Below are 24,606 nucleotides of genomic sequence, written 5' to 3' on the forward strand. Positions count from 1 at the left end.
CAAAGATAATACCAAGAACAATGACTTAACCGTCTTGCCGATTTGACCCGCTGCCAAGGATTATACGAAGGCACTGAAGCCAGTTATGCTCCGCCCTACGATCAATGAATTAATTTCCTTGGTTCCCTCGTAAGAATAAATCGCTTCGGCATCTGCAAGAAAACGCGCTACATTATATTCAAGCAATATACCATTACCACCCATCACCTCTCGGGCTCTAGAAACGATGTCACGTGTGCGAAGGGTGCAAAATACTTTTGCCAATGATGCATGCTCATCCTTCAGCTTACCCTCATCCTGTAATTCGGAAAGACGAAAGACCAGTGTTTGCATAGCGGTTAGATTCGACAACATCTCGACGAGGTGGTTTTGTATCAACTGGAAGGATGCAATAGGTTTGCCGAATTGTTTGCGTTGCAGGGTATACTCCAACGCATTTTCATAAGCGCCGCGAGCACAGCCGACGGCCATCCAAGCTACACCAGCCCGCGTCATTTGCAACACTTTTGCTGTATCTTTAAAGCTATTGGCCAGTGGAAGGCGATCCGATTCTGGAACGACACAATCCGTCAAGGTGATAAGACCGTTCTGCACAATGCGCAAGGCCATCTTTCCTTTAATTTTATCCACCATAAAGCCAGGATTTTCTTTACGGACAATAAAACCTTTTACTTGGTTGTCATCAAGATCTCGGGCCCATATAATAGTGATGTCGGAAAATGTGGAATTTCCGATCCATTTTTTCTGTCCATTAAGTACCCACCCCTTTTCGGTCTTTCGACAGGTGGTGGTTAGCCCTCCAGCGGTTGCAGATCCCACTTCCGGCTCGGTGAGCCCGAAAGCGCCTATCTTCTCCAGCTTTTGCATTTTCGGAAGCCACTCTTGTTTCTGTTCCTCGGATCCACACAAATAAATAGAGCCCATAGCCAAGCCACTTTGAACACCTAAAAACGTGGCAATGGAGGGATCGATCCTTCCAAACTCTGCGGCGATGATACCGTCCATCAGCGATGAACCGCCCGCGCAGCCATAACCATCATATACATAACCGCAAACATTCAATGCAGCCAACTTCGGTATGATTTCAAAAGGAAATTCATCATGTAACCAATATTTATTGACAATAGGCTTTATCTCCGTTTCCAAAAATTCCCGCACGCGAAGCTGTAATGCCCGATCTTCTGGCGAAAGCTTGGCTTCTACGGAATAAAAATCGGCGTCAATGGGCGGCGCTTCCCGCTTTTTACCGGAGCTGGTCAGCATTTTCATCAGGCCCTTTAATTGATTATCTTCCATCTTGGACACCGCTTTCATAACTGCTGGTAAATCAACCTTCTGCGATAGCTTCTCGATCTGTTCCAAATCAACCGTTCGCAACAATTGAATGATATTTTTAAGCTTCTTAATCATGCTTTAACAAGGTATTGATATATAGTTGTAACATTTTTTTTATAAAAATTGTTTTTTATTGTTGCAATTCAGCAAAACAGTCTTATATTTGCCCCGGCTTTAAGCAAATAAAAACATGCTAAAAAGGTGAAAATCAAACTGTTCAACTTTTTTTCGTTTTTTTTCTCAAAGTGGGGTTACCTTTTTAGGTTACCGGTATAAAAGGATAAATAAACAAATTTGTTTCAATTAAAATAGAAGATTAAAAGATGAAAAATTTATTCAAATTCGGATTTTTAGGTTTAGCTTTAACTATCGCTTTCGCTTCATGTGGTGGTGCAGAAACTAAATCTGAGCAAGCTGCTGATTCATTAGCTACTGAAGTAGAAAACTCTACTGACTCTGTTGCTGATTCTTTGAACAACGTTGCTGATTCAGTAAAAACTACTGGTGATTCAATCGCTGATTCTTTGAAAAACGTTCAGTAATCCGAAACGTATTCAGAAAATACCAAGGCCCACAACATGTTGTGGGCCTTTACTTTTTATAGGCATACAGTATCTTGCTTCTCCCCTAGTTTTTGTATTTTTGCCCCGTAGCCATCAGCATAATAGACATGGTCGACACACAGCGGCATGGTTGCCCAGAATTTACAATTTTAATTATTATCGCATATGAGTTTATCAGCCTTAACAGCCGTAAGTCCTATTGACGGTCGTTACCATAACGCAACCCACGAACTTTCTGACCATTTCTCGGAATTTGCATTGATCAAATACCGTGTATTGGTGGAAATTGAGTACTTCATAGCGCTTTGCCAGTCCGGAATCCCGCAGCTGGCCCACTTCGACGGATCATTAAATGACCGCCTTCGCGACTTGTATAGAAATTTCTCTTTGGAAAATGCGCAATGGATAAAGGATCAAGAGAAAGTGACGAATCATGACGTAAAGGCCGTAGAGTACTTTATCAAGCACGAGTTTGAGAAGCTTGGCTTGCACGATTCCCTAGAATTTATACACTTCGGCTTAACATCGCAAGATATCAACAACACCGCCATTCCTTATTCTTGGAAAGAAGCGATCAATAACGTGTATCTGCCGACAGTCAATGAACTTTTAAACGAACTGAAATCGCTGGCAGAGCAATGGGCTGAAGTGCCTATGCTAGCGAGAACGCACGGCCAACCCGCATCACCGACACGGTTGGGTAAAGAACTGCGTGTATTTCTTGAGCGGATTGAAAAACAAATCTCTTCGTTAACGCAAATTCCGTATTCCGCAAAGTTTGGCGGTGCGACAGGTAACTTCAATGCACACCACGTGGCCTATGGCGAAACAGATTGGGTAGCTTTTGGAAATAAATTTGTCAATGAGACCCTTGGTCTATCCAGGTCGCAAACTACTACCCAAATAGAGCATTACGATAATTTCGCGGCGAGCTGCGATGCTTTTAAGCGTATAAACAATATCTTGATTGACCTATGCCGCGACATCTGGACCTATATCTCGATGGAATACTTTAAACAGAAGATCACTGCAGGCCAAATTGGCTCCTCCGCCATGCCGCATAAAGTAAATCCGATCGACTTTGAAAACGCCGAGGGAAACCTGGGTTTGGCAAATGCCCTGTTTGAACATTTAGCGGCCAAACTGCCAATCTCCCGCTTGCAGCGTGATCTTACGGATTCTACGGTATTGCGTAACATTGGTGTTCCTATGGCCCACACCCTCATCGCTATGAAGTCTACCTTACGCGGATTAAAGAAATTGATTTTGAATGAGTCTGTGCTACAGGCTGATTTGGAAAACAATTGGGCAGTTGTCGCGGAAGCGATCCAAACAGTATTGCGTCGCGAAGGCTATCCAAAGCCCTACGAAGCGTTGAAAGATCTGACGCGAACGAATACGCACGTAACGCAAGAAACCATTGCCTTGTTTGTCGATAACTTGAACGTATCTGAAGAGGTCAAGAAGGAGATAAAAGCAATATCGCCAAGCAACTACACTGGCGTAGGGCAGTAAGAGCTTTGACTTGAAAATGACGGGCGTAATTTACTTTTTGATGTATCTTTGTAGAATAATATTGAAAATATGGCAACGATTAACGTATATACAGAATCTACCCCCAATCCTTCAACGATGAAGTTTTTGGTAAACAAGCTGCTGATCAATGGCAGTTTGGATTACCCAAACCGGGAGAAAGCGCAAGAATCAGATTTCGCAAGAGAGCTTTTTAAGTTCAACTTTGTTGATGGCGTGTTTTTCGCGAGCAATTTCGTGACGATTACCAAAACGGAAGGTGTGGAATGGTCTGACATCGAAGCGTTACTAAAAGACTTCGTCAAAGGAGCGGTAGAATCTGAGCTTGCTGTGAAACCAATCGAGCATACAGAAGATGTAGATTTCGAAGGTACGGAGGTCGAAGTAAAGATACAGCAAGTGTTGCATGATTATGTACGTCCTGCCGTTGAGCAAGATGGGGGAGCGATAGCTTACAAAGCCTTTGAAAATGGTATTGTGACGGTCGAGTTACGCGGATCATGTAGCGGGTGCCCCTCCTCCACGGTTACCTTAAAAGCTGGTATTGAAGGCCTGCTGAAACGCATGGTTCCGGAAGTCGAAGAAGTCGTCGCGGAAGCGATGTAATATATTCCAGTGGATTAAAAAAAAAAAAGCTGCATCAAAAATTTGATGCAGCTTTTTTTGTGGAATTGAGTAGTGTGTATTGCGTAAAGTTGAGGTATTTTATAGTGTATCGCTTCACACCAATATTAAACGAAATGTCGCATTTGAAGGGGTATTGCGTAGTGTGTATTGCGTAATGCGGATTGAAAATACGACGCCATGAAGCGATCGTCCTTGCGAGCCGGAGGTACGACGGCGCGGCAATCTAATGCGAATAGAGATCGTAGGAGATAGTAATTAGTATGTAGTACTTTTTATGTAGATAAGCTTTAATAGATAGGTGATTGCAGGGATTATTATTAAACGAAATGTCGCATTTGAAGGGGTATTGCGTAGTGTGTATTGCGTAATGCGGATTGAAAATACGACGCCATGAAGTGATCGTCCTTGCGAGCCGGAGGTACGACGGCGCGGCAATCTAATGCGAATAGAGATCGTAGGAGATAGTAATTAGTATGTAGTACTTAGTATGTAGATAAGCTTTAATAGATAAGTGATTGCAGGGATCATTATTAAACGAAATGTCGCCTTATTTCTGTTGCGTATGTAGTCATTTGCCTTTGCACTGACCCTCAAGGATGCAACAGAAATTCAGCGACGATTTTTTTGCTTCCTTTTTTAGAAAAAAAAGGAAGGCCCTGTCCTGGCAAGGACGGAGAGGGTGTGGGCTGGGAAATTTTAACTTTTCATTTTTGAATTTTCATTTTTGACTTCTCACTTTTGAATTTTGACTTTTTAATTTTGACTTTTTAATTCTCACTTTTGACTTTTTACATCCCACAAGCGCAAACTAACCCGAATTAACTATGCTTTTTGCCCGCTACTCCATTAAAAATCATTAACTTTACCCGCAAAATAAATCGAAATATCATATTTTAAAATGAGTGCAGATATCAACAATCTTGAACAGATCGCTTCACAGGTAAGACGCGACATCGTTCGTATGGTGCATGCTTGTCAATCTGGTCACCCAGGAGGCTCGCTCGGTTGTACAGACTACTTCGTAGCGCTTTACTTCCATGCTATGAAACATGACCCAAGCTTTAACATGAATGGTGTAAACGAAGATCTATTCTTCCTGTCCAACGGTCACATTTCACCAGTTTTCTACAGTACATTAGCCCGCGCTGGTTATTTTCCGGTAAGCGAACTAAGCACATTCAGAAAAATTGATTCCCGCCTTCAAGGACATCCAACGACACACGAGCATCTACCTGGCATCCGCATTGCCTCAGGGTCATTAGGGCAGGGATTGTCCGTTGCCATTGGTGCTGCGCAAGCCAAGAAACTGAACAAAGACGATAGTTTGATCTATGTGCTTATGGGTGATGGTGAATTGCAGGAAGGTCAAGTTTGGGAAGCGGCGATGTACGCACCACACAACAAGATCGACAACCTGATCGCCGCTGTGGATTATAACGGCGCGCAGATTGATGGATCAACAGAACAAGTATTATCGCTTGGAAACCTTCGCGCGAAATGGGAAGCTTTTGGCTGGGATGTGTTGGAAGTTGAAAAAGGAAACGACATGGCATCGGTTATACAAGGGATAGATGAAGCAAAAAGCCGTACTGGAAAAGGAAAGCCTGTTGTTATTTTGCTGCATACTGAAATGGGTAATGGCGTTGATTACATGATGGGATCTCATAAATGGCATGGTGTAGCACCAAATGATGAACAGCTTGAACTAGCGCTCAATCAATTGCCAAGAACAATCGGAGATTATTAATCAGATAAAAGATGCTGCATACCGGCTGGAGGCATGCGTTTAAGCAAACCATGCTCGCACCGCTTCGATATGCGCTACAATGCTAAAACATAATGAAAAAATATACATACACAGAATCAAAAGATACACGTTCAGGTTTCGGCGCCGGACTATTGGAAGCCGGAAAGCAAAACGAGAATGTGGTCGCTTTATGTGCTGACCTTATCGGGTCGCTAAAAATGAATGACTTCATCAAAGAGTTTCCAGAGCGTTTTTTCCAAATCGGTATCGCAGAGGCAAACATGATGGGTATTGCAGCCGGCCTAACAATTGGTGGAAAAATTCCATTTACCGGTACCTTTGCGAATTTCTCGACAGGTCGTGTATACGATCAGATTCGTCAGTCTATCGCCTACTCGGATAAGAACGTAAAAATTTGTGCATCCCATGCCGGCCTTACCTTGGGCGAAGATGGTGCTACCCACCAAATATTGGAAGACATCGGTTTGATGAAAATGCTTCCCGGTATGACTGTTATCAATCCCTGTGATTTTAACCAAACAAAAGCCGCAACAATTGCAATCGCCAATTATGAAGGCCCTGTTTACCTACGCTTTGGTCGCCCCGTAGTACCTAATTTTACACCTGCAGACCAGACTTTCGAAGTCGGCAAAGCGGTGATGCTTAACGAAGGTACGGATGTAACCATTATCGCTACAGGCCATTTGGTTTGGGAAGCTATCCAAGCTGGTGAAGAATTGGAAAAACTAGGAATCCATGCGGAAATCATCAATATCCACACGATCAAACCATTGGACGAAGAAGCTGTTCTTAAATCAGTGACCAAAACAGGATGCGTGGTAACCGCTGAAGAGCACAACCGTTTAGGAGGTTTAGGGGATAGCGTGGCACAATTATTGGCAACTAAAAAACCGAGTCCTCAAGAATTTGTTGCCGTGAACGACAGCTTCGGAGAGTCTGGAACCCCAGCGCAACTTATGGAAAAATATGGCTTAAATGCTAAATCTATTGTGGCAGCAGCTCGTAAGGTAATAGCTAGGAAATAATATTTTTAACAATAAATGGAAGACGCCCTAATCATATCAAAATTTGCTGATGAACGCACACGCGAGGAGGCGTTTGGCTATTTACTAAAAAAATACCAACAAAAAATATACTGGCACGTTCGCCGCATGGTCATCGATCATGATGATGCAGACGATGTGGTGCAAGATGTATTTATTAAAGTATGGCGTAACCTGGAAAAATTTAGGGAGGATTCACAGCTCTACACCTGGTTGTACCGCATTGCTACAAATGAATGCATCACCTTTCTAAATAAGAAAAAACAAAAGCAGAACCTGTCGTTGGATGACGACAGTTCTGCTTATTTAGCCGATACGCTTGCTGATGGCAGTTATTTCAATGGCGACAAAGCACAGATGAAACTGCAACAGGCCCTGCTCACGCTGCCAGAAAAACAACGGTTGGTGTTTAACATGAAATACTTCGAAGACCTGAAGTACGACGAGATATCAGAAATTCTAGGAACAAGTGTCGGAGCACTAAAAGCATCCTACCACTTAGCTGTAAAAAAGATAGAGAACTTTTTTTCTTCGAATGATTAAACCTTCGGGTGGATGCGAACTCTAAGAATAGACTATGAAGGAAAATAACACATATCATGATGGAATGGAAGGCTTAAATCTACCGGAATCTTTACGTGTAAATCCTTTTTCAGTTCCTACAAGCTACTTTGACGAGCTGTCATCCAAGATTAGCGCGCAAATAGGGCTAGAAGGAAAAGTGCCTCCGGAAATACAGCCATTTTTCGTACCAGATGACTACTTCCCTAACCTGACCGATAACATTACCGCCCAGGTAAGATTCGCGAATCCTGAGGAAGAAGCTGACACCTGGACAACACCCACCGGTTATTTTGAGACGCTTCAAGAGCGCATCCAGTCACGCATAAAGGTCGAATCAGCCGATCGGGAAAAGGACGATTTCAACGTCCCTACGGGCTATTTTGAATCATTGACGGATCGTGTGCAAACAAAAATCTTCGAAGAAAATTTGCGTCAAGCCGTGTCAACAGACGGGTATTCAACACCTCCTTTGTATTTCGAAAAACTTACCGCAACGCTTACGGCTAACATTAAGGATACATCGGTAGACCTTCGTGTAGAAGATAAGCCTGTGCGTCGGTTAAACCCACAACGATGGATTCAATATGCCGCAGCGGCTTGTGTGGCCGCCGTGCTGGGAACCGCATCGTACAATGCAGTCATGGATCACGACCAGGTTAATGCTACGGAAACACATCTTGCCTCCATTTCGGAAGACGAGATTATCAACTACCTGTCATCGTCCAACAATAGTGACGACTTAGTCTATATCATGGAGTATATATCTCAACCTATTGAGACGATCGAATCAGAAGGTGTGTGTAGCAAGATTAAAGAAAACGATATCGAAGACTACTTAAATTACATGTTATAATGTTAGGTTTCAGACATTTATTATTCACCCTAAGTATCTTGATTTTCGGCGTGTTATGCACGAACGCACAGCCCCGAGACTCAAAACGTTTTGAAGCGATCGAAAACGAAAAGATAGCTTATATCACGAAGGAGTTAAATCTTTCCCAGGCGGAAGCCCAGCGTTTTTTCCCGATATACAATCAGTACAACAAGGAGATGTGGACATTGAAATCCGAAAAGACAAGCGTTTCTTCTAGCGCGCCACGTGGCGCCAGTTCGCTCAACGGATCGGGAAAGCGCGATGTACTGTCTTACGATGCCAAAGAACTGGAAGTAAAGAGAGAATATCGAAAAAGATTTTCCGAGGTCATAGGAAGTTCCAGAGCCTTAGAATTTTTCGAAATTGAGCAAAACTTTAGGGAGTTACTTTACAAAGAACTCCAACGACGGAATAAATAGAGAAGCTAAGATTTAGCTTCTTTTTTATGTATAGTCCCCTGCCTATTCGAGTATCCCACTCTTCCCGGGATAGAAACTTAACTTTCTAAAAAGATTATGGTTATTTTTGTTCCTTTCGACATACACAATGATTAGTAATAGAGAACTTTTCCTGCAAAACACGGCGCAAACGTCCAACTCCCCCCGATTGGTGGAGGTGGAGCGAGCGGAAGGCATTTATTTATACGGCCCACAAGGCGAGCGTTATATGGATCTGGTATCAGGATTCAATGTGAGTAATATCGGCCATCGCCATCCAAAAGTCTTAGCCGCCATACAGGACCAGCTCAATAAATACCTGCACGTGACGGTATATGGCGAGTTTGTGCAAGCTCCTCAGGTGCTGTTTGCGACGGAATTGCTACAGGTTCTTCCGGCAAGCTTTGCATCAGTTTACTTCACCAACAGCGGAGCCGAAGCCGTAGAGGGCTCCATGAAAATCGCAAAAAAATTTACGGGCCGCCAACAGATTTTGGCTGCTGAACAAGCATACCACGGCAGTACACAAGGAGCGCTAAGCCTTATTGGCAACGATGCTTATCGCCAAGCCTACGCGCCATTGCTGCCAGAAATAGACTTTATACGCTTTAACGACAGCGGCTCCCTGGAGAAGATAACGACGGAAACCGCAGCTGTTATTATCGAAACGGTGCAGGGAGAGGCCGGTGTACGCGTGCCCGATAAATCATTTATGCAAGCCCTGCGCACAAAATGCGATGAAACAGGGGCGCTATTGATTTTTGATGAAATACAGACCGGCTTCGGCAGAACCGGTAAGATGTTTGCGTTCGAGCATTTTGATATCGAGCCCGACATCCTGATGTTAGCAAAAGGTATTGGCGGTGGCATGCCGCTTGGTGCCTTCGTAGCCCGCAAAGACATCATGGATGTTATCAAAGATAATCCCATGCTCGGGCATATCACGACGTTTGGCGGGCACCCCGTCAGCTGCGCCGCAGCGCGCGCTTCGCTTCAGGTTATTCAAGAGGAAGGGCTGCTTGATACCGTATCGAGCAAAGCAACACTATTCCGCGAATTACTACAAACACCTAAGGTTAAAGAGATTAGGGGCTTAGGACTTATGATGTGCCTGCAATTGCAAACATTTGATCAGGTATATGCGGTAAGCAACTATTGTGCTAGCCAAGGCCTCATGATCGACTGGTATCTACATTGCGAAACGGCATTACGTCTTGCCCCTCCCCTGACCATCACAGCAGAAGAAATCGAAGAGGCATGCAAAATTATTCGTGCAGGCATTGAAAAATTCTGTTAAAAAAGCTAATTTTAGAAGACATATAATACCTGTAAACCTATGGAATCAAGAAGAAAATTTCTAGCCAAAAGCTTATTGTCACTTGGGGCGGTGACCATTGGAGCCAATAGCCTGCGCGCTGAGGATGCTGCTGATCAAAAACCTGCTGGTAAAATCAGTATACAACAAAATGATGTTATATTATTTCAGGGCGATTCCATCACCGATGCTGGGCGCAACAAAGATAATTTAAAGCCGAATGAAACCAATGCATTTGGCTCAGGCTATGCCATGATTGCCGGAGGTACGTTACTCAATAAGTTTGCGGATAAGAATATCAACGTTTACAACCGTGGTATCAGTGGCAATCGCGTTCCGGATCTTATCAACCGCTGGGATAAAGACGCGCTAGCTTTGCAACCCACCATATTAAGCATATTGATTGGCGTAAACGATTTTTGGAGAACGAAAGATAGTGGCTCAAAAAATACGCCCGCACAATATAAAGAACAGTACCAACAATTGCTCGAAAGCACATTGAAATCCTTACCCAACGTGAAGCTGATCATTGGCGAACCTTTTGGTGTAAAAGGCGTCAAACATGTTAAGGATGATTGGTATCCTGATTTTCTTGGTTACCAGCAAGTTGCTCGGGAGATTGCGAAAGAGTTTAATGCGATATACCTGCCCTACCAAAGCGTATTTGATAAAGCAGCGAGTCGCGGTAGCGGCAGCTACTGGACAACAGATGGTGTACATACCACGCTAGCTGGAGCGAACCTGATGGCGCAAGCTTGGATCGACTTGATCAAGTAAAGTCTCGGGAAGTATGGCGTTGCCCCAGTTTTGAAAGCTGGGGCAACGCCACAACCTGCTGCTCGCTAATAACGCACACCCTGCGCTAAGAGCCAATAAACGAGCGAGAGTCGCTCATGCAATAATCATCTCTCTATATGAAGATAGGCTGGATAACCCTCATCGTATTCTTTTGCTGTTGCTCACATCCCTCCGATCTGCCATCAGTATCTTTTTATTATTGGAAGACCAACTTGCAACTGGGGACATCAGAGGAGAATACGCTTCGACAGAATCATACTGGCCGGCTGTACGTTCGTTATTTCGATGTAGGCCTACAAAACGGGGAGCCATTCCCGATCAGTGCCATATTATTTAAAACCATCCCTAAACAGGATATAGTACCCGTCGTTTATATTAAAAATGAGGTTGTATTGAGCAAAAACGTAGATATGGCGGCGTTGGCGAAACGTATCGTTGCGTACCTCGAACAAATCAATGTCCATTATGGAATACATAGCAAAGAGCTCCAATTGGATTGCGATTGGAGCTTAGGAAGTAAAGCTAAGTTCTTTGAACTTGTGCATGCCTTGAAGCAGCAACGTCCTTGGCGCTTATCCTGTACGATCCGTTTGCACCAAGTAAAATATTTCGAAAAAACTGGTGTTCCGGATGTAGACTACGGCGTGCTCATGTATTACAATATGGGCCAGATATCCGCCAACCAAACCAATTCCATCTATGATAGACAGACCGCAGCCACCTACATCAAAAGCTTGAGCAAATATCCATTGCCGTTAAACATTGCGCTACCCATCTTTTCATGGGGCGTCCATCTACGGCAGGGGAAAGTGATCAATCTGCTACGGAAGATCGACGAAACGGATCTACGTAACCATCCACATCTGCAACAATCAGGGAATGGGATATTTAAAATACGGCGTGAAGGTATTTATTTTGGTCAACTATTTGCTGCTGGAGATGAGATTAAACTAGAAAATGTAGCGCCCGAGGATTTGCTGGAAATGGCAAATGACCTCAGCCGTTACCTTAGAGAACAGCCGGATGAACTTATTTTTTACGATTTAGATTCTACAAATATTGACCACTATGACAAGGAAATTTTTCAGCAAACTGCTCATCGCTTTCGGTAGTCTGTTGGCGCTGGCTACCAGCGTTTACGTTTATGGCTGTGCCGATGGTTGGTGGGGCTATTCCTATGTATCATCGTTCACGCCAGAAGCATTTACCGACGCATCATACAAACCTTTCTTTTATGCTCCGGAAGAAAAGTTTTACGACTACGCCCAACTGGAATATATAGAACGGTACAACGAAGACATTGTGGCCGATTGGCAAAAATACCTAACGGGGAAACTCGATAAAAAGGAGGTTGCCTTCTACCTGCTCAATGATTCCGCTAAAAGCGAAATAGAAAGCATGTATAGCCAATTAAATAGTTCGACACAAGACCGTAAGTGGCTGTCGGATGAAAGAGGAAAAAACTTCCTAACTTTTCTATACTTCGCAAAAGCTGTCGAAGCATCCTCTACGAACACGTTTTCCTCTTGGGATTATAACGATCGGATTGTCGTACAAACCGAAGCTGGGTTGCTGGATGAGGTCGAAGCCTTTTATCACACCATAAAAAATAACGACTCGTTTTTTAAAAATAGAATGTGGTTTCAGGTGCTTAAAGCAAAATTTTACGGCCCTGAACGCGCATCAGTGATTCCATTCTTTGAAACTACAGCGACCAGCCAGCCCAAAAATAGCTTGTACTATCGCGCCTTGGGCTACGTAGCTGGCGCATATTACCAACAAGAAAAATATGAGCAGTCCAACGCGCTCTTTGCGCTGCTCTTCAATGATGCTCCCGATAAAAGGCATGAAGCCCTTTACAATTTCCGACCGTTCTCCACGGATTCGCTGGAACTAACCCTGCAGCAAGCCGAAAAGAAGGAGGTAAAGACCAGTATTTGGGCCATGAATGGCTACTACCACGATGCCGCTACAGCAATGTCGAAAATCTATGCGCTCCAACCCAACAGCCCACATTTCGATTTTTTATTGACCCGTTGGGTGAATGAACAAGAATCGACGGTGAATGATTATTATAACGCGCAATCGTCAACCTATCCTTGGGACGGAACCAAGATCGATCGTAAAACGCTAAGCTGGCTAGGCGATATACTGCAGCAGCCGAAAAAATTGCACAATCCGGCGCTGGTTTATCTGGCCTATGGCTATGTTAACATGTTTATCAAGGAGCATGATCGCGCTAGTGATGCGTATACCAAAGCGAGGAGGTATAGCAAGAAAAAACCACTCATAGCAGCGCAAATCAGGCTTTTCAACATCCTGAATGAAGTAGCCCAACTCAAGCGCATTGAAAAAAACGAAGAAAAGCGATTGCTGCCGGAACTGGTATGGTTGTACCAAGAGGTGCCAAAAGATTCAACACTTGTACCCACGTTCCGGCACGAATATGCCGCCGGCTGGATTAAGGGCGCACTCTCAACCATTTTCCAGAAAAATAACAATGCACTGATGGCGGAGCTGTGGGATAGTAAGCCTGGCTTTTACGATAACAACGAGCAGGGCGCATCCATGGAGAAGTTTCTGCTTCAAGAATCTAAATCTGGCTGGAATACATTGGCCGCGAACCTATATCCCTACACGCTCAGCGATATATATGAAAGCCGTTCCATCTATGCCTATTATCAACAACGCTTTGATGAGGCTGTCGACCTGATGGAACGTGCAACACCACAACAGGTACGCGCAGAACGCGGATACGACGATCTCCATTACAACCAGGCGGAACTGCGTGGCAATCCTTTTAATGGAAGAATCAAGGATTGCAATGATTGTGACCATGCGGCACCTCAAAAGGTGAAGTATACCAAACTCGACTTTCTGAGAAAGGTTGACGAGTTGAGAAAAAACGTTGACCAAGGTATTGACGTGTATACCAACGCCTTGCTTTTGGGAAATGCCTACTACAACACTTCTTACTACGGCAATGCAAGGGTGTTCTATTACAACACGATCATAGGAGAGTTTGGGAACTATATCCGCACAAAAAATCAGCCTTATCTTTTAGGAATGGATAACGCAAGAAAATATTACGAAACGGCATTGAAGGCAGCCCAAGACAAGGAGCAACGTGCGAAGGTTTGGTATCTCTTAGCGAAGGTAGATCGAAATGATTTCTACAGCAACCGCTATTTGACGCATGATGACTACTATTGGGCTGATCCTACGCAAACCATGTTTAAAGCTTGGGATGGATTTAAAAAATTGAAAGAAGACTATGCTGATAGTCAATATTACCGAGAAGTGATCCGCGAATGCGGATACTTCCGTTCATATCTTGCCCAAGAAACAAGTAAGGGTCGTTACTAAACGACCCTTACGAGTAAACCTTTTAAATATTCGCCTTCCGGGAAGGATGCACGCACGGGGTGATCTTCCGGTTGTGTAAATTGCCGGATAAATTGTATCTCTCGACCAGCGTCCAACGCAGCCCAGGCAATGACCTGCTTAAAGGTATCAATATCCATAGCTCCCGAGCAGGAAAATGTAGCCAATAGTCCTCCACTTTCCAACAACATCAAGCCGCGGCGATTTAAATCCTTATACGCTCGCGAAGCTTTATCTAATGCAGAGCGCGAGGGGGCGTACTTAGGCGGATCTAACACAATCAGATCAAACTTCTCACCATCCTCACCAAGCTTACGAAGATACTTATTGACATCAGACTGCACTGAAAAATGCTTAGCAGCATCAAAACCATTGTTTTGTACATTACGCTTTAAGGTTTCAATCGCCAAAGCCGAGCTATCTACCGACACCACTTCCGCCGCACCTTGTTGAAAAGCATTAAGCGTAAACCCTCCCGAATAACAGAAGCAGTCGAGTACACGCTTGCCTTTTGTGTATTGCGCCGTGATCCATCTGTTGTCACGTTGATCGCAATAGAACCCGGACTTTTGCCCTTCCACAATATTTATTTGATAGCGGATACCATTTTCCAGCACATCGACAAATTCTGGAGGAGTTTCTCCGTATAGCAATCCATTGGCATCGGGCAATCCTTCATGCTCACGAGATTTGAGATCGCTGCGTTCGTAAATGCCTTTAGGATGAAGCTGAGCGACCAATTCCTCGACGATCTCCGTTTTCACCAGTTCCGCACCCGAAGAGTGTACCTGGATCGATATGAAATCGCCATATTTATCCACGATCAGACCCGGCAAAAAATCAGCTTCTGCAAACACAAGACGTACCGTGGTATTATCAGCCGTTAACAAATGCTTGCGTAAGCCTATAGAACGCCGTAGGCGATCGCGCCACCAGTCGCCATCAACCGTCCGCTCCGGATGCCACTCCAATAAACGAACCGCAACCCGGGAAAATGCATTGTACACCCCAAACGCTATAAATTCATCAGCCGCATTAAAGACTTGCACAACACTTCCATTTGCGGGCTTGTTGTCCATTTTTGCTATTGCTCCGGAGAACACCCAAGGATGCAGCTGCCAAGCAGCCTTGTCTTTTCCCTGGTGAAGAGTAATTTTAGTCATGGCTACAAAAGTAAAGCTTAGCTTTTGTAGTTAACGCAAGAAAAGAAGTTAATTTACAAAAAGAAACAACAAGGTATGGGTATGCGCCGGATCAATTGTATATTGACATAGGGCATTAAGCCCTTTTCTATCGCTCAATGATCGCGATTAATACCTGAGCTTGTTTTATTTTGTAGCGATAGGTCTGAAGGCCGGCTGTTCGATATGAAAGTTATTTTCAATATTTTGTGTAATAAAATATTCAGTATTCTAAAAGAACATCCGTTACCTAATGCAGATGCAGAACTGCCCATATCGATTGGACTCTATCGCTGAACGCTATTTATCTGGAATTAATAATTTAATAGCAATGTAATATAATTTTTGTCATGTACTAAGTGTTTTTTGTTATATTTATAATCATGTAAAACAGCTTATTTTTTTTTGTAAACAGATCATCGAATGACACAAAACAAGGGTTTAAAGAAAACACTGACCCCCTTTATGTTGTGGGGGCTTGGAGTAGGGTACGTTATTTCAGGCATGTATTTCGGTTGGAATCTCGGTCTTGAAAAAGGAGGTACAGGGGGTATGGCGATTGCTACGTTAGCCATTATGGTGATGTATGTCACCTTTACCTTTAGTTACGCAGAACTGGCTTGCGCAATCCCTAAAGCAGGGGGTGTGTTCGACTATGCAAATAAAGCAATGGGGGAAAATATTGGTTTTATAGCCGGTATCGCCCAGATTGTTGAATTTATTCTGGCGCCTCCTGCAATAGCTTTTGCGATAGGTGCCTATTTTAATGCTTTCTTTCCACAGGTTCCTGTGCTGACCAGTGCCATTGCCATCTATTTTATTTTTACCGCACTGAATGTTTATGGCGTGAAAGCTGCAGCTTCATTTGAAGTGGTGGTGACCATCTTTGCAGTGGGGGAGCTGCTGTTGTTCTCAGGAATTGCGCTTCCCAAATTTGAAGTGACCAATCTAACCCAGAATGCTTTGCCAAATGGATGGACCGGATTATTCGCAGCCATCCCTTTTGCCATCTGGTTTTTCCTCGGCATCGAAGGGATTGCCAATGTCGCGGAAGAAACAAAGAACCCTCAAAGGGACATTAGTAAAGGATTTGGCTGGGCGATATTTACGCTGGCGATTCTTTGTATCCTGATCTTTATCTCGGCTACGGGGATTGCCGGATGGGAAGCCATCGTTTATAAGAATGGTTTGAACGGAGAGACCTCTGATTCTCCGCTTCCATTGGCACTCGCTAAAATCACTGGAAACAACCACCTGATGTACCATTTGTTAATTACAGTCGGCTTGTTTGGCCTGGTGGCTTCTTTCCATGGATTGATCCTGGCCGCAGGAAGGTCTACTTATGAAATGGGAAGGGTTCGGAATATCCCTTCTTTTCTGGGGAAGATCTCTCCGCGTTTTCATACACCCGCAAATGCGCTGATCGGAAATATGGTGATTGGTATCCTGGCCCTCCTGTCGGGAAAAACTTCAGAGATCATCATTTTTTCTGTGTTTGGGGCTTTGACCCTATACATCATTTCGATGATCTCCATCATGATCTTGAGGAAGAGAGAACCGGAACTGCCGCGTCCCTTCCGGATCCGTTTTTACCCTTTGTTTCCGGTAGTGGCCCTGATCATTGCTTCCATATCGATCATCGCCATGCTTATTTTTAACCTTAAACTCGGCCTGATCTATCTCTCCATTCTGGCCATTACATTTTTGTTATACAGAACCTTTAAAACAGCGGATAAATGACAACAGAAGAAATATTAGCGTACGTAAAACAACACCCTTCGGGAAAGGTAAAGGTAGCTGTGGCGGATATTGACGGCGTGTTGAGAGGTAAATACATTGCAGCAGATAAGTTTGCTTCCATGGTGGAGGGCCGTCTGGGATTTTGTGACGTCACCTTCGGATGGGATATGGGGGATGTCGCTTATGATAATGTGAAGTATACCGGATGGCATACCGGTTATCCTGATGCCCTGGTTAAACTGGACCTGAGCACTTTCCGTAAAATCCCCTGGGAAAATGATGTTCCTTTTTTTCTTGGTGATTTTATGAATGAAAATAATGAAGCCGCTTATACTTGTCCGCGGCAACTGCTTCGCAAAGTGCTTGCAGAGGCGGGAGAATTGGGCTTCCGTCCGTATTTTGCTCAGGAATTTGAATGGTTTAATTTCGCGGAAACACCGGAAAGTGTACATCAAAAGAATTTTCAGTCATTGAATCCACTAACCCCGGGCATGTTCGGTTATTCTATTTTGCGCAGCAGTCTGAAAAACCCTTATATGACAGACCTGTTTGATCTGCTGGGTAAATTTGGGATTCCAGTGGAAGGTTTACATACTGAAACCGGGCCGGGGGTGTATGAAGCGGCAATTAAGTATGCGGAAGTTTTGCAGGCTGCAGATCAGGCGATTTTGTTTAAAACTGCGGTAAAAGAGATTGCTTATCAACATGGAATTATGGCCACTTTTATGGCGAAGATTGCTGAAAATCTTCCGGGCTGCAGCGGGCATGTACACCAGAGTCTATGGGATAAAGAAGGGAAGCGAAATTTGTTTTATGAAGAACATGCGGAACATAAAATGAGTGACCTGATGAAGAGTTATATCGCCGGACAGCTGCATTGCCTTCCTTTCATCCTGCCGATGATCGCGCCTACCATCAACAGCTACAAGCGGCTAGTAGAAGGAGCATGGGCGCCAACCACCTTAACCTGGGGCATAGACAACAGGACGGTTGCTTTAAGAGCTTTGCCCGGCCATCGGAAAGCTACCCGTTTGGAAACAAGGGTAGTCGGTTCGGATACCAATCCGTATCTGGCATTATCAGCTTGTCTGGCTGCAGGCTTGTATGGTGTAAAAAACAAACTCCGTCTGGACAAGGAGGCAACCACGGGAAATGGTTATAAGGATCTTTCAAACGGAATCCTTCCGGGCAATCTGCATGAGGCTACTCTTAAAATGAAAGAATCTCCATTGGCAGGGGAATTGTTCGGAACTTCCTTTGTGGAGCATTTTACGTTAACAAGGGAATGGGAGTGGAAGCAGTATGCAAAAGTAGTGACCGACTGGGAAATGAAAAGATATTTTGAAATTATTTAAGCAATAACAGCGATGACTTTTGAGAAAGTATACCAATATAATTTCCCTACCACCATCCGTTTTGGTGCGGGAGCAATAAAAGAATTACCAGCTTATCTTAAGGCAAACGGATTAGCATGTCCATTGATTGTAACAGATCCTACTGTTGCTGCATTGCCTTTCTTTAAGGCTATTGTGGCAGATCTGGAAGCACATTCTTTTTCTGTGGAGGTTTTTAGTGATATTCACAAAAACCCGGTAAAGAGTGATGTTTATAAAGGTACAGAGGTCTGGGATCAAACGGCAAGAGACAGTGTGATCGGGATTGGTGGTGGTGCAGGTCTGGACGTGGCCAGGGCCATTGTGCTGCGGGTGAACCATCGTGAAGATTTGTTTAAATACGACGATCTGATCGGTGGCGATGTGTATGTGACGAATGACGTGCCTCATTTTATTACCATACCAACCACCTCCGGAACAGGGAGTGAAGTAGGTCGTAGTGCGATCATCTCTGATGATGAAACACATCAGAAAAAGATCTTGTTTTCTCCTAAACTGATGGCAAAAATTGTGTTTGCAGATCCGATGTTAACGATGGATTTACCGCCGCACATTACCGCAGCAACAGGAATGGATGCCCTGACTCATAATATGGAGGCTTTTCTGGCAAAAAATCCACATCCCCTATGCGACGGAATCGCCCTGGAAGGAATTTACCTGATCAAAGACGCGATTGAGAATGCAACACATCGCTCTGACCTGGAAAGCAGGAGTAAGATGCTGATGGCCTCTATGATGGGAGCAATTGCATTCCAGAAAGGATTAGGAGTGGTTCATTCTCTAGCCCACCCGCTGTCGTCTTTGCTGGATACCCATCACGGATTGGCGAATGCGGTGAATATTCCTTATGGAATGGAATTTAATATTGCCGGATTTGAAGATAAATTTCGCCGGATGGCAAAAACACTGGAGCTGAAAGAAGAAAGTGGGGAAGCAGTGGTGAAGTATCTTTTTGAGCTCAATACGAAACTGAATATTCCGCATCGCCTGAGCGAGATTGGTGTACAGCAGGCACATATAGAAACACTGGCAGATCTGGCATTTGCGGATTTTGCCCATCCGAATAATCCTAAACCGGTGAGCAGGGAAGATTTTAAACAATTATATTTAAACGCGCTTTAGTAAGCGTTGAAGGCTGAAGTCGTTTGTAAATCGTAATGAATAGGCACATGATCGCTTCATGCCCGCTAAAAAATAATTATGTACTGATGAAGAAGAAGATAGGCGTTAGTTATACAGAAGTGAATTCTCTGAGTTACTGGAACTGGTTTACTTCAGCAGACCTTGGTTCAGATCTGGAGCTCATTGAGCTCTCTTTCCAAAAGAATAACACGGAAGATATTGCAATTTGTGATGGTTTTGTATTGACGGGAGGTATTGATGTGGCGCCTTCCATATCTGGAGGAGCCGAGGAATATCCTCATCGTCCGGAATCGTTTTTACCAGAAAGAGATGCATTTGAAAAATTGATTTATACCTATGCAAAGAAGGAAAAGATCCCTGTATTGGGAATCTGCAGGGGTATGCAGTACATCAATATTCTGGAAGGAGGAAAGGTTTTTGACGATATCGGAGAAAGCGCCAATGCCCTCCATAAAAAAGCTGCCGAAGATAAAGTTCACGCTGTGATTTTAGAAGAACATAGTTTATTGCATGACATCACCGGGCAATTGGAAGGTTTGGTTAACAGCGCCCATCATCAGGCAGTTCACCCTGATCATCTTGGAGAAAACCTGATGGCGAATGCTTATTTTTCTGATGATGAAGGTGTCATTATTGAAGGGCTGGAGTATAAAGATAAAAGTAATACAGGATTCATGATTGCGGTACAGTGGCACCCGGAAAGAATGAAAGAAAAAGAGAATAATCCCTTTTCACAAAAGATCAAAGAACAATTTATCATTGAAGTAAGAAAATATGAACATCATTAATCCAGCTACAGAAGAGGTCATCAGGGTACTTCAGGAAGATGACAAGATCACCTTGAATAAAAAATACGAATTGCTAAAAGCAGGGCAATTGCAATGGTCAAAAAAGAACCTGACGGAACGCCTTGCTGTGATTCATCGGTTTTATGATCTTTTGGGGGCAGAGCAGGAGGCACTGGCTGCAATATTGACTTCGGAAGTGGGGAAACCCTTACAGCAATCGCGCAATGAAATCAATGGTGCTAAAACAAGGATTCAGTGGATGATGAACAATGCAGAGAAATACCTTTCTGATGAATGGGTAACGGATACCGAAGAGCTGAAAGAAAAGATTTCTTATGATGCGCTGGGAGTGGTATGTAATATCTCCGCCTGGAATTATCCTTATCTGGTAGGGGTGAATGTGTTTGTTCCTGCCTTAATTGCAGGAAATACTGTGATGTACAAGCCTTCGGAATATGCAACGTTAACCGGACTTGAAATAGAAAAGCTGTTGAAGAAAGCAGGATTGCCTGATGACGCTGTTCAGATTGCTGTTGGCGGCAAGTTGGTTGGTGAGGAATTGCTAGATATGGATTTTGACGGGTATTTCTTTACGGGCTCTTATAAAACCGGAAAGTATATTTACGAAAAAGTGGCTTTGAAAATGGTTCCTTGTCAGCTGGAACTGGGAGGAAAAGATCCTTTGTATGTAGCAGACGATGTGAATGATGTCGCTGCGGTAGCAAGAGGGACAGCAGATGGTGCCTTTTATAATAATGGACAGAGTTGCTGTGCGGTGGAACGGATTTATGTACACGAAAATGTTTATGAAGCATATGTTGCAGCGTTTTTGAAGGAGGTGCAATCCTGGAAAAAAGGATTGCCAACTGAGGAAGGTGTTTATATTGGTGCTTTGACGAGAAAAGAACAGTTGGAGGTGTTGGAAGACCAGGTGGCGGATGCGTTGGCAAAAGGAGCCTCGTTACTAACCGGAGGAAAAAGAGGAACCGGAAAAGGCTATAACTTTGAGCCAACCGTACTAAGCAACGTAACGAATGATATGAAAGTGATGCAGGAGGAAAGTTTTGGCCCCATCATTGGAATCATGAAAGTGAAAGATGATCCTGATGCGATTGCCATGATGCAGGATACGACTTATGGTTTAACTGCAGCTGTCTATTCGGGAGCTAGTGATCGTGTAGAACGAATTCTTTCGCAAATTGATTCGGGTTCGGGATATTGGAACTGCTGCGACCGGGTCAGCGCCGGACTTCCCTGGAGTGGAAGAAAACATTCGGGAATCGGATCGACATTGTCTCATCAGGGATTACGTGCTTTTACGAAGCCTAAAGGTTGGCATTTGAGGCCTTAATATTGTTTTAGTTGCTCATTTGGGAAGTTCCAAAGAGCTTTTCCAAGATTGGAGTATGAGATAGAAGGTCTGGTCATCAGCAGTGCCAACCTTGGTTATTGTTGTGAAAATGTGGAAAGCCCTAGGGGTTTACCACATTTTCACGCGTTTTCTTTCTTTTTTCATGGGGGATCATGCTACCGATATTACATCTGAAGGGTAATATCTAATTTTTTAGCCAATGCCCCTAGATCAGATTTGGTATTACTCCAATTAACGCCCATCAGCCTGAACTCCTTATCGTACGATGCTCTTTCTCGTACGATAATTTATATTGAGAGCTGTAATTCCCATAAAAGAAAGCAATGCCAAAAAATTACTTATTCGCTAACAAATACGATTTAAAGCCTTCATAATCCACACCGATCGGCGTGACCAAGCGTTCTTTTTGTGCTAAGGCAACTGCTTCTGCCGGAAGCTCGATAGCGCTAAACGCCTCGGCGGCTATGGCATCCGGAAACTTACAGGGATGCGCTGTCGACAAAAATACAGATGCGTACGTTCCGGGGTGTTCTTTTCGGTATTGCTTGGCGGCTAAATAAGCGATCGCCGTGTGTGGACAGGCCACATAGTTGTAGCGCGCATACATTTCCTCCATACCCTGCTTTGTCTCTTCATCAGTATACGTGTAAGACGAGACCACTTCCCGAATAGCATCGATATCCTGTTTAAACAGATCCTGAATACGTACCCAATTGCTTGGATTGCCTACATCCATGGCATTTGCCAAGGTTTGTGTGGACGGCTTCGGCGCGTATCGTCCGTCTTGCAAAAAACGTGGAACGGTATCGTTGATGTTTGTGCCGGCAACAAAGTGCGTGACAGGAAGCCCCATTTTAGATGCCAACAGCCCTGCCCCGATATTTCCGAAATTGCCACTTGGAACCGTAAAGATGACCTGCTGTGCACCTTGTGAACGCACCTGCGCATAGGCCCAGAAATAATAAAACGTCTGCGGTATCAGTCTGGCGATATTGATTGAGTTTGCCGACGTCAGGCGAAGTTGCGCGTTTAGCGTTTCATCGTTGAAAGCAGTTTTCACCAAGGTTTGGCAATCATCGAACGTACCATCAACCTCCAAGGCTCGGATATTTTGACCGTTGGTGGTCAGTTGGTCTTCCTGAACTTTGGAGACCTTGCCCTTCGGATAAAGGATGGTTACGCGGGTTCCCTCCACACCTAAAAAGCCAAGCGCAACGGCGCCTCCCGTATCACCGGAAGTGGCTACCAGCACATCCAAAAGCTGATCGCCTTGCGTCGAAAAATAACCCATGACACGGCTCATGAAACGCGCGCCAAAATCTTTGAAAGCGTAAGATGGCCCGTGGAACAGCTCGAGTACAGCCTGCTCCGCATCAAGGAATTTGACTGGAGCATCAAAATTGATAGCATCTGCAATAATGGCTTTCAGATCCGCCGCCGGAATATCGTCGCCAATCAAAGCGGAGGCCACATGAAAAGCGATATCTTGAAGGGAGTATTGCTGTATATTGCGAATAAAAGCCGGATCCAAAACGGGAATCACCTCGGGCATGTACAACCCGCCATCTTGCGGCAAGGAAGTAAACACCGCATCCCGGAAAGACACACGCAAATCTTTATTATTGGTACTATATAATTTCATATGCGATAAATATTTTTTAAAGGCCATATCCAATGTTCAGCTTGTTTTCAATTATTTTGGCAAACATGGACATGGCGTGATGATATATGTATTATACTACAGAAAAAGTCAAGACTAACTTACCCCAATATTTTTGGGCCGTCAACATTAACGGCGGAAACATATTTAAAACTGTCAATATCACAAGCCGTCAAATGCTGCTGAATTTCGGTTGCGGCTTGCTTAGCAACAGCCTCTCCTTTTGCAATGGCGACCACGGATGGTCCGGAACCAGATATTCCAAAGCTCAGTGCGCCAGCGGCTAGTGCAATGCGTTTCATTTCATAAAATTCGGGAATCAGGATCGCCCGTGTCGGTTCAATAAGCACGTCATGCATACTCCGACTGATCAGATCGTAATTGCTTTCGTACAAGCCAGCAACCAGTCCGGCAATATTTCCCCATTGCGTCACGGCATCTTTCAACAAGACCTTTTCTTTGATGAGTTGCCGGGCATCGCGTGTGGGCACATCAACCTGCGGAAAAACAATACCGGCATACAACGCATCCGGTACCGGCAGGCTGATTACATCCAGCGGGTTATGTCCGCGGATCAAAGTTATTCCTCCCATCAACGCCGGCGCAACGTTATCGGCATGACCATGTCCACAGGCCAAGCGCTCGCCCTCTACACAGAAAGGCATAAGCTCGGCCTTAGACAACGGATTACCCAGTAAGGTGTTGATCGCAAAAAGACCAGCCACAGTGCTTGCCGAGCTTGATCCAAGTCCGCTCCCTATAGGCATATGCTTCGTCAACTCGATTTCTATGCCGAGTTCATCCTGAAGCCCCAAATGCGTCAACAGCATTTTCACACAGGCGCTGACCGTATTCTTGTCCGCATCTAATGGCAGTCGTCCGTCGTCGCCCACAATAGAACGAATACGGACACCGGGCTGCGCCACGCGATACATGGCCACCTCGTCGCCGGGATGATCCACCGCAAAGCCCAGCACATCGAAACCACAGATCATATTCGCTACCGTAGCCGGTGCGAAAACACGAACCTGGTCCAATAGGCTATTGAAGTCTATCTGATATTCTCTTTTTTCCAATGATTCCATAA

21 protein-coding genes are annotated in these 24,606 nt (G+C 44.4%); 17 read left to right on the forward strand and 4 right to left on the reverse strand.

Translation table 11 applies throughout. The features are described from left to right. Nucleotides 1-60: 60 nt before the first annotated feature. Entirely contained in the window at nucleotides 61-1,410 is a 1,350-nt protein-coding gene (locus tag B0I21_RS15865) for an acyl-CoA dehydrogenase family protein (protein ID WP_133641463.1), read from the reverse strand. Between the two features lie 248 nt (nucleotides 1,411-1,658). Between B0I21_RS15865 and B0I21_RS15870 the strand changes: the two genes are divergently transcribed. The 12 genes from B0I21_RS15870 to B0I21_RS15925 all read left to right on the forward strand — a co-directional run bounded on the left by B0I21_RS15870 (nucleotide 1,659) and on the right by B0I21_RS15925 (nucleotide 14,223). Continuing rightward, a complete protein-coding gene (locus B0I21_RS15870; RefSeq protein WP_133641464.1) occupies nucleotides 1,659-1,877 on the forward strand; it encodes a hypothetical protein in 219 nt (72 codons plus the stop codon). Nucleotides 1,878-2,063: 186 nt separating this feature from the next. After that, complete coding sequence (purB, locus tag B0I21_RS15875; protein ID WP_133641465.1) at nucleotides 2,064-3,413, forward strand: adenylosuccinate lyase; 1,350 nt, start codon at nucleotides 2,064-2,066, stop codon at nucleotides 3,411-3,413. A 69-nt stretch (nucleotides 3,414-3,482) separates the two neighbouring features. Beyond that, nucleotides 3,483-4,037, forward strand: coding sequence for a NifU family protein (locus B0I21_RS15880; protein ID WP_133641466.1), 555 nt, complete (start codon nucleotides 3,483-3,485; stop codon nucleotides 4,035-4,037). Nucleotides 4,038-4,956: 919 nt separating this feature from the next. Further along, nucleotides 4,957-5,805 carry a transketolase gene (locus B0I21_RS15885; RefSeq protein WP_133641467.1) on the forward strand — a complete coding sequence of 283 codons (849 nt, stop codon included), beginning with the start codon at nucleotides 4,957-4,959 and terminating at the stop codon, nucleotides 5,803-5,805. Nucleotides 5,806-5,897: 92 nt separating this feature from the next. After that, a complete protein-coding gene (locus B0I21_RS15890) occupies nucleotides 5,898-6,851 on the forward strand; it encodes a transketolase family protein (RefSeq protein ID WP_133641468.1) in 954 nt (317 codons plus the stop codon). 15 nt (nucleotides 6,852-6,866) lie between these two features. Beyond that, the gene (locus B0I21_RS15895) at nucleotides 6,867-7,412 is read left to right on the forward strand and encodes an RNA polymerase sigma factor (RefSeq protein ID WP_133641469.1); all 546 of its coding nucleotides are present in this window, start codon (nucleotides 6,867-6,869) and stop codon (nucleotides 7,410-7,412) included. A 34-nt stretch (nucleotides 7,413-7,446) separates the two neighbouring features. Then, nucleotides 7,447-8,286, forward strand: a complete 840-nt coding sequence (locus tag B0I21_RS15900; RefSeq protein WP_133641470.1) for a hypothetical protein — start codon at nucleotides 7,447-7,449, stop codon at nucleotides 8,284-8,286. Then, a complete protein-coding gene (locus B0I21_RS15905) occupies nucleotides 8,286-8,726 on the forward strand; it encodes a hypothetical protein (protein ID WP_133641471.1) in 441 nt (146 codons plus the stop codon). Before B0I21_RS15900 ends, B0I21_RS15905 begins: the two co-directional genes overlap by 1 nt. A 127-nt stretch (nucleotides 8,727-8,853) precedes the next feature. Then, nucleotides 8,854-10,041 carry an aspartate aminotransferase family protein gene (locus B0I21_RS15910; protein WP_133641472.1) on the forward strand — a complete coding sequence of 396 codons (1,188 nt, stop codon included), beginning with the start codon at nucleotides 8,854-8,856 and terminating at the stop codon, nucleotides 10,039-10,041. Nucleotides 10,042-10,080: 39 nt separating this feature from the next. Beyond that, nucleotides 10,081-10,836, forward strand: coding sequence for an SGNH/GDSL hydrolase family protein (locus B0I21_RS15915; RefSeq protein ID WP_133641473.1), 756 nt, complete (start codon nucleotides 10,081-10,083; stop codon nucleotides 10,834-10,836). Nucleotides 10,837-10,973: 137 nt separating this feature from the next. Then, complete coding sequence (locus tag B0I21_RS15920) at nucleotides 10,974-11,969, forward strand: hypothetical protein (protein ID WP_133641474.1); 996 nt, start codon at nucleotides 10,974-10,976, stop codon at nucleotides 11,967-11,969. Beyond that, nucleotides 11,926-14,223: a hypothetical protein gene (locus B0I21_RS15925; RefSeq protein WP_133641475.1), complete on the forward strand. Its 2,298-nt coding sequence runs from the start codon at nucleotides 11,926-11,928 to the stop codon at nucleotides 14,221-14,223. The genes B0I21_RS15920 and B0I21_RS15925 overlap by 44 nt, the downstream gene beginning before the upstream one ends. On the opposite strand, the gene B0I21_RS15930 is transcribed toward B0I21_RS15925, so the two are convergent. Continuing rightward, entirely contained in the window at nucleotides 14,220-15,404 is a 1,185-nt protein-coding gene (locus tag B0I21_RS15930; RefSeq protein ID WP_133641476.1) for a class I SAM-dependent rRNA methyltransferase, read from the reverse strand. The genes B0I21_RS15925 and B0I21_RS15930 overlap by 4 nt on opposite strands. Nucleotides 15,405-15,845: 441 nt before the next feature. Here B0I21_RS15930 and eat point away from each other — a divergent pair, with 441 nt between their 5' ends. From eat to B0I21_RS15955, 5 genes are all read left to right on the forward strand, one after another. Then, on the forward strand, nucleotides 15,846-17,162 hold the full coding sequence (eat, locus tag B0I21_RS15935) for an ethanolamine permease (RefSeq protein ID WP_133641477.1): 1,317 nt from the start codon (nucleotides 15,846-15,848) through the stop codon (nucleotides 17,160-17,162). Beyond that, on the forward strand, nucleotides 17,159-18,517 hold the full coding sequence (locus B0I21_RS15940; RefSeq protein ID WP_133641478.1) for a glutamine synthetase family protein: 1,359 nt from the start codon (nucleotides 17,159-17,161) through the stop codon (nucleotides 18,515-18,517). Before eat ends, B0I21_RS15940 begins: the two co-directional genes overlap by 4 nt. Nucleotides 18,518-18,529: 12 nt before the next feature. Beyond that, the gene (locus tag B0I21_RS15945) at nucleotides 18,530-19,678 is read left to right on the forward strand and encodes an iron-containing alcohol dehydrogenase (protein WP_133641479.1); all 1,149 of its coding nucleotides are present in this window, start codon (nucleotides 18,530-18,532) and stop codon (nucleotides 19,676-19,678) included. Between the two features lie 86 nt (nucleotides 19,679-19,764). Further along, nucleotides 19,765-20,487 (forward strand): gamma-glutamyl-gamma-aminobutyrate hydrolase family protein, encoded by a 723-nt coding sequence (locus B0I21_RS15950; RefSeq protein ID WP_133641480.1) that lies wholly within the window; start codon nucleotides 19,765-19,767, stop codon nucleotides 20,485-20,487. Next, nucleotides 20,474-21,838 (forward strand): aldehyde dehydrogenase family protein, encoded by a 1,365-nt coding sequence (locus tag B0I21_RS15955; protein WP_133641481.1) that lies wholly within the window; start codon nucleotides 20,474-20,476, stop codon nucleotides 21,836-21,838. Before B0I21_RS15950 ends, B0I21_RS15955 begins: the two co-directional genes overlap by 14 nt. A 355-nt stretch (nucleotides 21,839-22,193) precedes the next feature. On the opposite strand, the gene thrC is transcribed toward B0I21_RS15955, so the two are convergent. Together thrC and B0I21_RS15965 are read right to left on the reverse strand one after the other, a co-directional pair. Continuing rightward, nucleotides 22,194-23,501 carry a threonine synthase gene (gene thrC / locus B0I21_RS15960; protein WP_133641482.1) on the reverse strand — a complete coding sequence of 436 codons (1,308 nt, stop codon included), beginning with the start codon at nucleotides 23,499-23,501 and terminating at the stop codon, nucleotides 22,194-22,196. A gap of 119 nt (nucleotides 23,502-23,620) precedes the next feature. Continuing rightward, on the reverse strand, nucleotides 23,621-24,604 hold the full coding sequence (locus B0I21_RS15965) for a homoserine kinase (protein WP_133641483.1): 984 nt from the start codon (nucleotides 24,602-24,604) through the stop codon (nucleotides 23,621-23,623). Nucleotides 24,605-24,606 lie beyond the last annotated feature (2 nt).

Source organism: Sphingobacterium paludis (assembly GCF_004364125.1).
GTDB lineage: Bacteria > Bacteroidota > Bacteroidia > Sphingobacteriales > Sphingobacteriaceae > Sphingobacterium > Sphingobacterium paludis.

Excerpts from the sequence above, each read along its gene's own strand:
- B0I21_RS15865 (WP_133641463.1), bottom strand. The coding sequence starts at position 1,410 with ATGATTAAGAAGCTTAAAAATATCATTCAATTGTTGCGAACGGTTGAT.
- B0I21_RS15870 (WP_133641464.1), top strand. The coding sequence starts at position 1,659 with ATGAAAAATTTATTCAAATTCGGATTTTTAGGTTTAGCTTTAACTATC.
- purB (WP_133641465.1), top strand. The coding sequence starts at position 2,064 with ATGAGTTTATCAGCCTTAACAGCCGTAAGTCCTATTGACGGTCGTTAC.
- B0I21_RS15880 (WP_133641466.1), top strand. The coding sequence starts at position 3,483 with ATGGCAACGATTAACGTATATACAGAATCTACCCCCAATCCTTCAACG.
- B0I21_RS15885 (WP_133641467.1), top strand. The coding sequence starts at position 4,957 with ATGAGTGCAGATATCAACAATCTTGAACAGATCGCTTCACAGGTAAGA.
- B0I21_RS15890 (WP_133641468.1), top strand. The coding sequence starts at position 5,898 with ATGAAAAAATATACATACACAGAATCAAAAGATACACGTTCAGGTTTC.
- B0I21_RS15895 (WP_133641469.1), top strand. The coding sequence starts at position 6,867 with ATGGAAGACGCCCTAATCATATCAAAATTTGCTGATGAACGCACACGC.
- B0I21_RS15900 (WP_133641470.1), top strand. The coding sequence starts at position 7,447 with ATGAAGGAAAATAACACATATCATGATGGAATGGAAGGCTTAAATCTA.
- B0I21_RS15905 (WP_133641471.1), top strand. The coding sequence starts at position 8,286 with ATGTTAGGTTTCAGACATTTATTATTCACCCTAAGTATCTTGATTTTC.
- B0I21_RS15910 (WP_133641472.1), top strand. The coding sequence starts at position 8,854 with ATGATTAGTAATAGAGAACTTTTCCTGCAAAACACGGCGCAAACGTCC.
- B0I21_RS15915 (WP_133641473.1), top strand. The coding sequence starts at position 10,081 with ATGGAATCAAGAAGAAAATTTCTAGCCAAAAGCTTATTGTCACTTGGG.
- B0I21_RS15920 (WP_133641474.1), top strand. The coding sequence starts at position 10,974 with ATGAAGATAGGCTGGATAACCCTCATCGTATTCTTTTGCTGTTGCTCA.
- B0I21_RS15925 (WP_133641475.1), top strand. The coding sequence starts at position 11,926 with ATGACAAGGAAATTTTTCAGCAAACTGCTCATCGCTTTCGGTAGTCTG.
- B0I21_RS15930 (WP_133641476.1), bottom strand. The coding sequence starts at position 15,404 with ATGACTAAAATTACTCTTCACCAGGGAAAAGACAAGGCTGCTTGGCAG.
- eat (WP_133641477.1), top strand. The coding sequence starts at position 15,846 with ATGACACAAAACAAGGGTTTAAAGAAAACACTGACCCCCTTTATGTTG.
- B0I21_RS15940 (WP_133641478.1), top strand. The coding sequence starts at position 17,159 with ATGACAACAGAAGAAATATTAGCGTACGTAAAACAACACCCTTCGGGA.
- B0I21_RS15945 (WP_133641479.1), top strand. The coding sequence starts at position 18,530 with ATGACTTTTGAGAAAGTATACCAATATAATTTCCCTACCACCATCCGT.
- B0I21_RS15950 (WP_133641480.1), top strand. The coding sequence starts at position 19,765 with ATGAAGAAGAAGATAGGCGTTAGTTATACAGAAGTGAATTCTCTGAGT.
- B0I21_RS15955 (WP_133641481.1), top strand. The coding sequence starts at position 20,474 with ATGAACATCATTAATCCAGCTACAGAAGAGGTCATCAGGGTACTTCAG.
- thrC (WP_133641482.1), bottom strand. The coding sequence starts at position 23,501 with ATGAAATTATATAGTACCAATAATAAAGATTTGCGTGTGTCTTTCCGG.
- B0I21_RS15965 (WP_133641483.1), bottom strand. The coding sequence starts at position 24,604 with ATGGAATCATTGGAAAAAAGAGAATATCAGATAGACTTCAATAGCCTA.